Source organism: Spectribacter hydrogenoxidans (genome assembly GCF_031846275.1).
GTDB lineage: Bacteria > Pseudomonadota > Gammaproteobacteria > Nevskiales > Salinisphaeraceae > Spectribacter > Spectribacter hydrogenoxidans.
Window position 1 is genome coordinate 1 of the sequence record NZ_JAVRIB010000029.1, and the last position, 12661, is coordinate 12661.

Sequence of the window (12661 nt, forward strand, 5' to 3'; positions counted from 1 at the left end):
ACAGCGGGTGGATGACGAAGACTACGTGATGGCCACGATCACCCCGCCCTCGGTTCTGCCGGAAACGCCATCGATCCCGCGCGAGCTCGTCTTCGTGATCGACAACAGCGGGTCGATGGGCGGCGAGTCGATGCGCCAAGCCCGTGCCAGCCTGGTGAAGGCGCTGGACACACTGTCGCCCGGGGACCACTTCAATGTGATCCGCTTCAATGACACCACCACCCGGTTGTTCGAGACCGGTGTGGCGGCGACACCGGCCAATCTCGACATTGCCCGGCGCTATGCCCGATCGCTGGAGGCCGGCGGCGGAACACAGATGCTGTCGGCGGTCGAGGCGGCCCTATCGACGGCGGTCGAGGATGAGAGCCGCCTGCGGCAGGTGATATTCCTGACGGACGGGGCGATCTCGAACGAAGCCGAGATCCTGGCCATGGTGGGCCGGCATGCCGGTACCACCCGGGTGTTTCCGGTGGGGATCGGCTCGGCACCGAACAGCTACCTGATGACCCGCATGGCGAGTCTGGGGCGTGGCAGCTTCACTTATATCAGCCGGCCGGCGGATGTCGAGGCAGGTATGACGTCGCTGCTCGAGCGGCTGCGCCGTCCGGTGCTGACCGACCTGACGGTGGAGACCAGTGATGCCGGGCTGCGCCTGACGCCAGACCCCCTGCCCGATGTCCATGCGGGCGAGCCGATCGTGTTGCTGGGCCGTGCCGACGAGCTCACCGGGACCCTGACACTTCGCGGCAGGCGCGGTGGTCAGCCCTGGCAGGCCACCATGAAGCTCGCCCATGCCCAGCCCAGCACAGCCGTGGCCAAACGCTGGGCGCGGCGGCGCATCGAGGCCATCGAGGCCGATCGCCTGCTGGGCCGGCTCGACACGGCGGCGGCCGATGCGCGGACCGAGGCCCTGGGCATGCGCTTCGGCATTGTCACCCGGCAGACAAGCCTGGTCGCGGTGGATGACACGCCGAGCCGGCCGGACGGGGCACCACTGACCGAGAGCGACCTGCCCATCAATCTGCCAGCGGGGTGGGATTTCGAGGGGCTGTTCGGACGGGACCAGAAGAAATTATCCGCGCCGGATGGCGGAACGCGGCTGGCCGGCATCGAAGGGGCACGCACGGCGATTCCGCTGCCGCAGACGGCAATGAACTTCGCGGGGCCGTTGCGGACCGGTCTGCTGCTCACGATGCTGGCCCTGGCGGGTCTGGCATTGACCCGTCGCCGGATCCGTCCGGAGGGCACGTCATGCTGAGTGTGACGGCACAACGCCAACCGGAATCGAAGATGCGGTTTCTTGTCCGGGGCCTGCTGATCGCTGTCGCCGGGCTGGGAATCTGGATGGCCACCCAGGCGGCGGTCATCCCGGCCAAGGCGATGGTCGCCCAGTTCCTGCTGAACTCGGCCTTCGAGGCCTCAAAGGCGACCGGCACCCCGCAGAAGCCCTGGCCGTGGGCGGACATGACGCCGGTCGCCCGCCTGCGGGTGCCGCGCCTGGGCGTGGATCAGATCGTGCTGAGTGGGGGCTCCGGCGAGGCGATGGCCTTCGGGCCGACGGTGCTGCCGGGCACGGCGGCGCCGGGTCAGCCCGGCACCACCGTCCTGACAGCCCATCGGGATACGCACTTCCGGTTTCTGGAGAGACTCGAGGTCGACGACAGCATCAGGCTCGAATCAGAACATGGTGAAGTCAAGGAGTACGAAGTGATCGGAACCGAGGTGGTGCGCTGGGATGGTTTTTCGATTCCGCACGCGGACGGGGAATCGCGGCTTGTGCTGGTGACGTGCTTTCCCTTCGACAGCACAAAGAGAGGGGCAGAACGGTATGTAGTTCACGGAAGTCCTGACGGCCAGCCAATCTCTCAATAGCTGTATGTTATCAACATGTATTTTTAACCAAATAGGCTAAAAACTAATGTCAAGCAATTATGAGCAATCGGTTGTTTAGCAGCGCGATCCTCTGATCTTATCCGCAAATTACTTGCTCTCTTTAGGACGTACCGATTAAATTAAAGCCTAAAACCTAGGAGCCCTAACTAGCAATATCTTTTATTATTTCATTATCATTAGGTAATAAAAATATTAGGACTTTTTATGATAGTCATGCATGTCTTTCTCGCTATTACGTTTCTATACGGCGTGTTCTGGGTGCTATTATTCATGGCCCGCAAGGCGGATTATAAGCTATATCCAGAAAAAGTTGGCGAAGCTCCAGATAACATAATAATTTCAAAAACCATAGAATATGGACACCCTATACTTTTGTTTTTTGCTTTAATTTTTACACTACTTGGTTTTTTTTCGATTCATGCCGCATTAACTTTATCATTGACAACCCATTATGTGAAATTAGGTATCTCGCTATCAGCAATCGTCTGCTTCATCTCCACCATTTGGGCTTTATGCAGAATATCTAACGGGGACGACTTAATTTATCATAAAATTATAGATATATCAATTTATCCAGTAGCTTCCTTCTTCGTTTCTATGCTTCTTTATATGATCTTTGTTCTGCCATGGCTTAAGCCAGACTATCTTTAAGAGAAGACAGGATCGAATAAATTGTTTTGATACTAAACCCTTTGATTGCCACCGAGCGCCGCGTGTTCCCGTGCCGCCGGGTTTTCGGTCAGCGGCGGGTAGTGCGTCACCGGATTCTTGCCCGTGCCTCCGCGGGTCGAGACGTGCAGGAGGATCGAGCCTGACCGATGTAGTTGCCTCGCGCCGCCGGGGTCGTCAGGTAGCGGAAGGTAGTGTGCCACCGTTCATAGCCCGTGCCCCCCCCCCGGGTTCAAGGCATGCAGGGTTCCGGGCTTGGCCGGATTTCCCACCGGTCTCCAAGGCAAAGACGAGTGGGACTTCTAATTCACCAACAACAATAGCGTTCGGCCAAGTGTCCAAGCTTGCGACAGGTGTCTGGCTCTGGATGCACCTTCCCAGCGCTCGCCACGCGGCAGCGCTATTTCGGTCACCTTTGGATTCGTCATAGCGACCAGCAATCACGGCTTGTGCTGGCGACGTGCTTTCCTTTTAGCAGCCAAGCGCCTACGCCGCGGCGATACCTCGTTCACGCGATCAGTAAATAGAACGCTAATAGACGGGATGACAGCAACTGCCGGCAGCGCTCTGCCCAACGTCGCACCGTTGGTTAGCCTCCAGTGGCGCCTTTAAGCCGCTAGCGTCCGAAGCCGATAACGACCTGCACGTGCAAGGAGAAAATATGACCCCAGGAACCGCCGCTGTGACTTTGGTCGTCGGTATGCTGGTTAGCGGACACCTGCTCGCGGGCGAAGGATCCGGAGCGGCAGAGCCAAACGACACCGTGGACGACGAATCCAGTTGGACAGTCGAAGCTTTGCCCCGATCTTCCTCGGTTCGATATACCACCAACGGCCACGCGGTTCATGGCCACCAATTCGGGTTCCTGAAGCAGGCCGGCTCCTGTGGCGCCGACGTGGTCTGGCTGACCTGGTCCAGCCCCCACGACGGGCTAATCGACTACAAGGGGCAAACCGCAGAAGTGAGGCTGACAGTTGCCGACACGACCCGACTGCTACGAATCCCCATCGTCGCGGTGTCTTCGATAAACAAGATATTGCACGTAGCCGTGATGACCAACCTTGCCGCCGACCATCGGCTCAAACTCCTGCTGGCAAGCTCCGACGAGGCAAGCGTAACCGTCGTCGCGCCAAAAGAATTGGTGGGGCACGTGGATGTTTCCTCGGAGCGTTTTGATATCACCGGCTTTGCTACAGCCCATGAACAGGCAACCGAGGCTTGCCAGTCCCTCTAATCCGGCAGCGGTGGCGCAAGAAGGGTCAGTGGTGACCGCTACATCTCCAATTGATCGCGATCACCATACCGATCGAGATCGCGGAGCGCGCGATCACGGGCACGCTCGAAGATCACGGTCGCCCGTGGCACGGTCAGCCGGTCCCGCTCCACCATCGTGCAGAGCCCGACGCGCAGGGCGAATAGCCTCTGCCAGGTATCGCTATCGTGATACTTCGCTGCCTTATCCGCCCACTCCTGGTTACTCGATTCATTGTGGCAGTAGTTTGTCGGTTTCTCCTCGGCGCTGGCAGCCAAAGCCAAGCCTATTGCCGCCGCAGCAATTATCAGACGCATGATGTCCTCCACTCGATGCCGCGTACCAGACACTACCGACCGAGACAGGTACGTGCCAGATCCCGTATCTGCTGGCCCAGACAGGGCTGGCGTCGCATGCCCCTCATGATCCACGCTGGCCGAGAGGTCACCCCACGACTGCCGCCTGATATGCGAATTACCTGCTCCACGCACCCGAAGAGGACCCATCTCCCTTGCGCGATGCACTGACTCGCGTACTCCTCGCATCCCTGATGCTGCTCGGCTCCAATTCGACAGCCAGCGCTTCGGAGGTGCTGAAAGGCCGTGCGTCCGTGATTGACGGCGATACCATCGAGATCCACGGGCAGCGCATTCGCCTGCATGGCATCGACGCGCCTGAGTCTGCCCAGCGCTGCGAGCGAAATGGCGACCAGTGGCGCTGTGGTCGCGAGGCCGCCTGGGCGCTCGATGACGAGCTACGGCACCGGGCAGTCACCTGCACGGCGACCGACCGCGATCGCTACGGGCGCATCGTTGCGGTGTGTGGCACCCGGGACATCGCCGATATCAACGGCTGGCTGGTTGAACAGGGTCTGGCACTCGCCTATCGGCAGTATTCCCGAGAGTACGTGCCGCAGGAGAAAGACGCCGAACGTCGAAACCGCGGCATCTGGGCCGGCGATTTCATCGAACCCTGGAACTGGCGTTACGGCGTTCGATTGACCACCGATCCTAAGTGCCGACAGGCCAGTTGCTCGGCCATGGCATCCTGCCGGGAGGCTCGCTACGCGCTAAACCGGTGCGGATATAGCTCACTGGATGGGGATCGGGACGGCGTCCCCTGCGAATCACTGTGCGCGCCATGACCAGGGGTATCTTCAAGCCGCGGCAACAACGCCAATACCGTCATCGTATTCACAATACAGGTTGCCGCGGGTGCGCTCATTCGGGTATCGGGAATAGGCCGTGGTTTTCATCTGCCGTCGAGGCGTGAGTCACTCGGTTAATCGTTGTCGACCAGCTGTGCTACCCCTAGCATTAGGCTCACCTGATCGGAGAGGGCAATGGAAACCGAGGCACGTATTGAAGACATAGTTGAGATGCTGGGCTTGGGCGGCGGCAAGAAGCACGGCTATTCCCGACAATGGCTGGCCCGCCAGATTGCAAAGGGACTGCCAATAACCGCGGTTGATCGCATTGCCGAAACGCTATTCGCGGGGCAGGAGGGTGTGCTCGACGTTATCGTATCCGACGCTGCAACAATGCGGCGCCGCAGGGAGAACAGGCCACTGAGCCCGGAGCACAGTGCGCGTGTCGAGCGCATGGCACGGGTGTGGATCATGGCTCACGATGTCTTCGGCGACGATGACAAAGCGAGGCGATTTTTGTTCACACCACACATGCTGCTCGATGGAGAGGCCCCGATCGAAGTCGCTGCGCTTAACGACGTGGGGGCGGATGCCGTCGGAAGTCTCCTCGGACGATTGAAGTATGGCTCCGTCGCGTGAGCACTAACGACTCACGCATTGCCTGACCGCGTATCGGATTGGTCACGCCGAAGGGGTTCTACCGCGTTTCCCTTGGTCGAGCCTGACCGGTGTAAATGCTTCGAGCCGCCGGAGTAGTCGGGTAGCGGAAGGTAGTGTTTCACCGCTAATGGACCGTGACCCACCGGCCTCCAAGGCAACGACTAGTGGACCTCCGATTTACCAAAAGTAAAGGCTTACGGTCAGGTGTCCGAGTTTGCGACAGGTGTCTGGCTCCGGATGCCTATTCCTAGCCCGCGCCGCGCGACAGCGCTATTTTGGCCACCTTTGGCCAGGACGCCCCTGATACGGTGTCCGCTCAGGTGTTTGCGTCGACCTTGCGGCTCGCGCGCTGCGACAGCGCTATTTTGGCCCCCTTCGGCCAGGGCGCCCCTGATACGGTGTCCGATCAGGTGTCCGAGTTTGCGTCGACCTTCGCAGCTCGCACGCCGCGACAGCGCTATTTTGGGCACCTTCGGCCAGGATGCCCCGGGGCACGGTGTCCGCTCAGGTGTCCGGGATTGCGTCGACCTTGCGGCTCGCGTGCCGCGACAGCGCTATTTCGGGCACCTTCGACCGTCTCCGTCAGACTTTTCGTTCATAGACGCGATAGCCGGCCACCGCTTATGCGCTCATTGTCTATCCTTGCCCGGTAATACCCTCAACGATCGGCGGTGTTTAGAATTGGCATTTTCCCGTAATCTAAACTAAGGAGGTTACGATGAAAAAATCCCGATACAGCGACAACCGCATCGTAGAGAGTCTGAGGCAGACTGCGGATAGCGACGGCCAGTGCCGGAACACGCTCAGGTCCGATCGAGATGGCGCATGCACGACAGTTGGCCATTGTCAGCGTCGTGATCCCCCGCCGCTGGGTTACGAGCGGGACGATGGCCCTATCCCAGAAGACATCTTGGCCGAAATTCGATCACACGTGGATCAGGACATCAGCGGCGGACGCTCTCTACTCTGATCTAGCTTTTGAGATCAGATACTCTAGGTCGGTCATGCGCGCGGCTCCCGAAATCCGCGGCAGCACTTCGCACTTGGTTCGAGTTTATTCATCGCTGCCTCACGCTCCCGACGCGTCGACGCAGGGTTCACGATCAGCCGGATTAGCGCCTCGATATCTTCCCGAGCTTTTGAGCCACCGCCATCAATGACGGTGTACCTCCATGCCCGGCTGGCCGAATTTTCTCCCATATGCATCCGTGAGCGCCTAGGATTTCCTATCCGTCCGGCGTTTGGTTCAATCGATTTCCCTGACGCCAAGTCCAGTATCCCTGCAGTGGTGCACCGAAAACCCTGTGCAATTGGTCCGCTTTAGCAGCGCACTCCCTCTGCCGGATGTCGCAGCATCTATGTCATGCCGACATTCACGCCATTTATCCGCGATTGCCATGCCCAGCAACAACACAGCAATCGCTGGGCACTGACCGCTAGCAATACAACAGTCGCTCGAACTGGACCTGCCCCCTGGCGTTGGAGAGCCGCTTGCATATTTCGTGCGACGGCTACGCTTGGATAATGCCACCCATCGTTCGTACACATCTACTGCTTTGCGCCGATTGGCACTGGTTCCAGCATGACCCGAAAGCCAGCATCAGCTGGCGGTACGGCCCGGGACAACAGCCGAGCGCGCTCATCACCTAACGATGCAGCCACGCGGCATCAGAATCTCGGTTGCACACCAGTATCTAGGCCTTGGCAGAGCCCTTTTCGATCGTGAAATCCGGCCTAGATTGACCATCATCGCGCTGACTAGCGGGACAAAATTGGCTGATCGCCTTGAGCTCGACGCGGCATTCGAGGCGCTTAAGCGGGATTTCGGTAGTCGACCGACTGAAGCGGAGGAGTCCAAATGCCCAAGCGAATACCGGGCCTCACGCGACGTTGGTCGCAGGCACGCCAAGCCCATATCTGGGAAATCGATAAGCGCATCGGAGGCGAGCGCATACGACGCAGTACAGGCACGACTGAGCTCAGTGAGGCGACCCAGATCCTGGCGCTCGAGATCGAGCAATCCCGCCGACGGCAAATCTTTGGCGAGACCACGCCACGTATGTTCACGGAGGCCGTCGACCGATACCTGACGGATTTCCAACACAAGCGATCACTGGACCGGGACGCACAGGGCCTGGCGGTATTCATGCCCTACATTGGCCACTTGCCGTTACACAATGTTCATCAGGGCACACTACAGCCGGCGGTCGACGCCCGCCGACGGGCCGGAAAGACAGCCGGGACCATTAACCGTGATCTCGCCGCAGTTAAGCGGGTCCTTCACTTGGCAGCACGTCTCTGGCGCGATGAATTGGGTCGCCCTTGGCTGCAGAGCGCGCCCATGATCCCGACGCTGCCGGCACCCGACCGACGCATGCCATATCCTCTGACTTGGGACGAACAGCGTCTGCTATTCGGGTGTCTGCCACCTCACTTACTCGTGATGGCCCTTTGTTCTGTGCATACGGGCATGCGAGACCAGGAGGTGTGTGGGCTTCAATGGAGTATGGAGCACCGAATCGATGGACATAGCGTATTCATCATCCCCAGCAGCCTCAGCAAGACGGCTAGCGATCGTATCGTGGTCTTCAACCGCGTGGCCCAATCGGTCATCGATCAACAGCGTCAGCAATCCACCGTATGGGTTTTCCCCTACCGAGGCCACCCGATAGCGCGCATGAATAATCATGGCTGGCGCAGCGCCAGAGCAGAGGCTGCCGCGGCATTCGAATCGGAGATTGGGAGTCCCTGCCCGTGGGGATTTGCCAATGTGCGAGTGCACGATCTCAGACATACCTTCGGGCGCCGCCTTCGGGCGGCCGGGGTGTCCGAGGAGGACCGAAGGGATTTGCTCGGACATCGCGGTCAGTCCGTGACCACGCACTATTCAGCGGCCGAAATCCATCGCATGATCGAAGCGGCAGATACGGTGTGCGATGGTCAGAGCCGCCCGATGTTGAGGGTGGTACGCTGACCCAATCCCCCGAATCTCCCCACAGGGGTCACGGTGCGAATCGGGGAGAGCGACGTAAGTCGCTGAAAATAAATGGTAGCCACGGGTGGATTTGAACCACCGACACCAGCATTATGAATGCTGTGCTCTAACCCCTGAGCTACGTGGCCACGGCGGCGCGAATCTTACTCAAAAGGCGGGGTGAAAGTCGAGTCCGGGGCGCAAATCAGACGTTGAAACGGAAGTGCATCACGTCGCCTTCGTTCACCCGGTATTCCTTGCCCTCGAGCCGGAGCCTGCCGGCCTCCTTGGCGCCCTGCTCACCACCCAGGCCCACGTAGTCGTCGTAGGCGGTGACCTCGGCGCGGATGAAGCCACGCTCGAAGTCCGTGTGGATGACGCCGGCGGCCTGCGGCGCGGTGGCGCCGATGCGCACGGTCCAGGCGCGAACTTCCTTGGGCCCGGCGGTGAAGTAGGTCTGGAGGCCCAGCAGTCGGTAGGCGGCCCGGATGACGCGATTGAGGCCGGGCTCCTCGAGTCCGAGGTCGGCCAGAAATTCGGCCTTGTCGGCCTCTTCCAGCAGCGCCATCTCGCCTTCCAGCGCGGCACAGACGGCCACGACCTGGGCACCCTCCTCGTCGGCCCGGGCCCGGAGCGTATCCAGCAGCGGATTGTTCTCGAACCCGTTCTCGTCGACGTTGGCCACGTACAGCACCGGCTTGGCGGTAATCAGATGCAGCTCGTACATGCGCTGACGATCGGCCTCGGACCAGTCACCGGCACGAACCGGCCTGCCTTCATCCAGGTGCGCCACCAGGGCCTCGTACAGTTTGGCTCGCGCGATTTCTTCCTTGCCACCGGCCTTGGCGGCCTTGAGCGCGCGGTCGCGGGCCCGGATGGCGGTTTCCAGGTCCGCCAGCGCCAGTTCGGTGTCGATGATGTCGACGTCGCGCAGCGGGTCCACGGCACCGGCCACGTGGGTGACGTCGTCATCGACGAAGCAGCGGGCCACGTGCAGCACGGCGTCGGTTTCGCGGATGTGGGCGAGGAACTTGTTGCCCAGGCCCTCACCCTGGGCCGCGCCGGCCACCAGGCCGGCGATGTCCACGAATTCCATCGCGGTGGGGACGATCTTGGCCGGGTTGACGATATCGGCCAGCGCCTGCAGGCGCGGATCGGGCACCGGCACCACGCCGACATTCGGGTCGATGGTGCAGAACGGGTAGTTCTCGGCCGGAATGTCAGCGGCGGTCAGGGCATTGAACAGGGTGGACTTGCCGACGTTGGGCAAGCCGACGATGCCGGCGCGCAGTGCCACGATCAGGTCTCCGGTTGGGTATGCAGGAACTGGGCGGCGCGGTCCCAGCCGCCGTCCAGCATTCGTTCGAGCCCGGCATAGGCCCGCTCCAGCCCGCCCAGCAGAGCGTCCGCCTCGTCGGCCGGGGGAACGCCCAGCACATGCCCGAGCACAGCTTCGCGGTGGCCGGGATGGCCGATGCCGATACGCAGACGGGCGTAGTCGGGGCCGATCACCCGGTGAACGTCACGCAGGCCGTTGTGGCCACCATGCCCGCCGCCGCGCTTGATGCGGATGGTGCCGGGTGGCAGGTCCAGGTCATCGTGCACCACCAGCAACTGTTCGGGGGTGAACTTGTGAAACGCGGCGAACGGCTGTACCGACTCGCCGCTGCGGTTCATGAACGTCGCCGGTTTGAGCAGCCAGAGCGGCTCATCGGCGACGGTCACCTGGGCCACCCAGCCCTTGAACTTCGACTGCTCGCGGAACGACGTCTGGTGCGTCATGGCCATGGCGTCGGCCAGCCAGAAACCCACATTATGGCGCTGCCGCTCGTGCTTGGCGCCCGGGTTGCCCAGCGCCACCAGGGCACGCACCTCGGCCGTCATGAGGACAGTCGGGCCGCTGGCTTAACCCTTGTCTTCGTCGTCGCCCGATGCCTCGGAGTCGCTGTCGTCCTCGTCGGACTCGCTGTCGTCGCCGGCCTCTTCCTCGGCAGCGGCTTCTTCCGCGGCAGCCTCGGCCTCGGCGGCCTCTTCCTCTTCCAGTTCCAGCGCGGCGCGCGGCAGCTGGATGGTGACCACCGTGCGGTCGGTCTCGTGCATCAGATCGACCAGCTCAACGCCTTCCGGCAGCTTGAGATCGGACAGATGCAGGGCATCGTTGACGGCCAGCGCGGAACAATCGACCTCGATGTACTCGGGCAGATTGCGCGGCAGACACTCGACTTCCACGTCGTTCATGCTGTGGGTGGCAATGCCGCCCTCTTCCTTGATGCCGGGGCAGTCATCCTCGCCGATGAAGTGCAGCGGCACGTTCATGCGCAGGGCTTCGCCGGCCACCACGCGCAGCAGGTCCACATGCTGGACGAACGGACGCGCGGGATGGCGCTGCAGATCGCGCAGCACCACTTCTTCCGGCTTGCCGCCGGGCACGTTGATCTTGATCACGTGCGAGTAGAACGCCTCGTTGGCCAGATGATGGCTCAGATCATCGTGATCGAAGGACAGCATCAGCGGCTCGCCGGCACCACCATAGATGATCGCGGGCACCTTGCCCTGGCGCCGCAGGCGGCGGTTCTCGGCCCGGCCCTGGGCCGTGCGGGTTTCGGCGTTGAGCTCAAAGGGTTTCATGGCAGCATCGGCTCCGGGTCGTCCTGGGCGCGGGCAAAGGGCCCGTCAGCCTCATTTATGAACGGATTGAAACGGGAAATTTCGCGGTGAACGGTCGGACCGCCCCGCAAAAGGCCGCGCATTATAGCGATAATCGCGAAGAAATGTGAGGGGTCAACCCGCGATTTATCCGGGCTCAGTCGACGTAGAGCGTACTCACTGATTCCTCGTTGCTGACGCGGCGGATGGTTTCGGCCAGCAGGGCGGCAATCGGCAGCTGGCGAATGCGGTCGCAGGCCACCGCCTCTTCCGACAGCGGAATGGTATCGGTGACCACCAATTCATCCAGCGCGGACTCGTTGATGTTGCTCACCGCCCGCCCCGACAGCACCGGGTGGGTGATGTAGGCGTGCACGCTCTCCGCGCCGGCATCCTTGAGCGCCCCGGCGGCCTGGCACAGCGTGCCGGCGGTATCGACCAGATCATCCACGATGATGCACTGCTTGCCGGCCACGTCGCCGATGATATTCATCACCTTGGATTCGTTGGCCCGCGGCCGGCGCTTGTCGATGATCGCCAGGTCAGCGTCATCCAGCCGCTTGGCCAGTGCCCGGGCCCGTACCACGCCACCAACGTCCGGCGACACCACGATCAGCCTGTCGTTCTTGCGCCGCCAGAGATCGCCCAGCAGGATCGGCGAGGCGTAGATGTTATCCACAGGCATGTCGAAAAAACCCTGGATCTGGTCGGCATGCAGATCCACCGTGAGGACGCGGTCGGTTCCCACCGAGCCAAGCATGCTGGCCACCACCTTGGCCGAGATCGGCACGCGCGCGGAGCGCGGCCGCCGATCCTGTCGCGCGTAGCCGTAGTAGGGAATCACCGCCGTGATCCGCCCGGCCGACGCCCGGTGCAAGGCGTCGATGAGCATCAACAGCTCCATCAGGTTGTCATTGGTGGGCTGGCAGGTGGGCTGGACCACGAACACGTCACGGCCGCGGACGTTTTCCTCGATCTCGACCATCACCTCGCCGTCGGAGAACTTGCCGACCGACGCCTTGCCCACCGGCACTTTCAGGTACCCGGCAACATCCCGCGCGAGCACCGGGTTCGCGTTGCCGGTGAAGACCATCAACCTGGAGTCCGCCATTCTGTTACCTGTCATTGGTTGAGTGGTCTTTTGGTTCGGTGGTGGTGTTTGGTTGGGGCGGCAGGATGACTCGGGACATCCTGTCCCTCGCCCTGCGGGCCAGCGGCGCCAGCGCCGCTGTTAAAAATCGCTTCCTGCGATTTTTTATCGAACCTGCAGGTTCTCATCATGCCGCCTATTGTGTCCGCTTCGCGGACCTGTCCATGTTGGTTGGGGCGGCAGGATTCGAACCTGCGCATCACGGGATCAAAACCCGTTGCCTTACCGCTTGGCTACGCCCCAATGAGCTATTGCAGTTTAAATCACCCG

Annotated in this window: 12 protein-coding genes and 2 tRNA genes; 7 read left to right on the forward strand and 7 right to left on the reverse strand. The window is 61.3% G+C overall.

The annotated features are described in order from the left end of the window. The 4 genes from RM532_RS15450 to RM532_RS15465 form a co-directional block, all read left to right on the forward strand. Positions 1 to 1258, forward strand: a 1258-nt coding sequence (locus RM532_RS15450; RefSeq protein WP_311654239.1) for a VWA domain-containing protein, incomplete at its 5' end; no start/stop codon positions are given. Beyond that, positions 1252 to 1872 (forward strand): class GN sortase, encoded by a 621-nt coding sequence (locus RM532_RS15455; protein ID WP_311654240.1) that lies wholly within the window; start codon positions 1252 to 1254, stop codon positions 1870 to 1872. The genes RM532_RS15450 and RM532_RS15455, both read left to right, overlap by 7 nt. Positions 1873 to 2163: 291 nt before the next feature. Continuing rightward, the gene (locus RM532_RS15460; RefSeq protein ID WP_311654241.1) at positions 2164 to 2544 is read left to right on the forward strand and encodes a hypothetical protein; all 381 of its coding nucleotides are present in this window, start codon (positions 2164 to 2166) and stop codon (positions 2542 to 2544) included. A gap of 679 nt (positions 2545 to 3223) precedes the next feature. Continuing rightward, positions 3224 to 3796 carry a hypothetical protein gene (locus RM532_RS15465; protein ID WP_311654242.1) on the forward strand — a complete coding sequence of 191 codons (573 nt, stop codon included), beginning with the start codon at positions 3224 to 3226 and terminating at the stop codon, positions 3794 to 3796. A 38-nt stretch (positions 3797 to 3834) separates the two neighbouring features. Here RM532_RS15465 and RM532_RS15470 read toward each other — a convergent pair whose 3' ends face one another. After that, positions 3835 to 4131: a hypothetical protein gene (locus RM532_RS15470; RefSeq protein ID WP_311654243.1), complete on the reverse strand. Its 297-nt coding sequence runs from the start codon at positions 4129 to 4131 to the stop codon at positions 3835 to 3837. Between the two features lie 194 nt (positions 4132 to 4325). Here RM532_RS15470 and RM532_RS15475 point away from each other — a divergent pair, with 194 nt between their 5' ends. From RM532_RS15475 to RM532_RS15485, 3 genes are all read left to right on the forward strand, one after another. Then, entirely contained in the window at positions 4326 to 4958 is a 633-nt protein-coding gene (locus tag RM532_RS15475) for a thermonuclease family protein (protein WP_311654244.1), read from the forward strand. Between the two features lie 198 nt (positions 4959 to 5156). Beyond that, positions 5157 to 5600, forward strand: a complete 444-nt coding sequence (locus tag RM532_RS15480; protein ID WP_311654245.1) for an antitoxin Xre/MbcA/ParS toxin-binding domain-containing protein — start codon at positions 5157 to 5159, stop codon at positions 5598 to 5600. A gap of 1879 nt (positions 5601 to 7479) precedes the next feature. Continuing rightward, the gene (locus RM532_RS15485) at positions 7480 to 8595 is read left to right on the forward strand and encodes a tyrosine-type recombinase/integrase (RefSeq protein WP_311654246.1); all 1116 of its coding nucleotides are present in this window, start codon (positions 7480 to 7482) and stop codon (positions 8593 to 8595) included. Between the two features lie 73 nt (positions 8596 to 8668). Here the strand turns inward: RM532_RS15485 and RM532_RS15490 are convergent. The 6 genes from RM532_RS15490 to RM532_RS15515 all read right to left on the reverse strand — a co-directional run bounded on the left by RM532_RS15490 (position 8669) and on the right by RM532_RS15515 (position 12634). Continuing rightward, positions 8669 to 8744 (reverse strand) — tRNA-Met (locus RM532_RS15490). A 56-nt stretch (positions 8745 to 8800) separates the two neighbouring features. Then, the gene (ychF, locus tag RM532_RS15495; RefSeq protein ID WP_311654247.1) at positions 8801 to 9892 is read right to left on the reverse strand and encodes a redox-regulated ATPase YchF; all 1092 of its coding nucleotides are present in this window, start codon (positions 9890 to 9892) and stop codon (positions 8801 to 8803) included. 2 nt (positions 9893 to 9894) lie between these two features. After that, positions 9895 to 10479: an aminoacyl-tRNA hydrolase gene (gene pth, locus RM532_RS15500; protein WP_311654248.1), complete on the reverse strand. Its 585-nt coding sequence runs from the start codon at positions 10477 to 10479 to the stop codon at positions 9895 to 9897. A 21-nt stretch (positions 10480 to 10500) separates the two neighbouring features. Further along, positions 10501 to 11223 carry a 50S ribosomal protein L25/general stress protein Ctc gene (locus RM532_RS15505; protein ID WP_311654249.1) on the reverse strand — a complete coding sequence of 241 codons (723 nt, stop codon included), beginning with the start codon at positions 11221 to 11223 and terminating at the stop codon, positions 10501 to 10503. Between the two features lie 175 nt (positions 11224 to 11398). Further along, positions 11399 to 12352, reverse strand: coding sequence for a ribose-phosphate diphosphokinase (locus RM532_RS15510; RefSeq protein ID WP_311654250.1), 954 nt, complete (start codon positions 12350 to 12352; stop codon positions 11399 to 11401). A gap of 207 nt (positions 12353 to 12559) precedes the next feature. After that, positions 12560 to 12634, reverse strand: a tRNA-Gln gene (locus tag RM532_RS15515). Between the last annotated feature and the right edge of the window lie 27 nt (positions 12635 to 12661).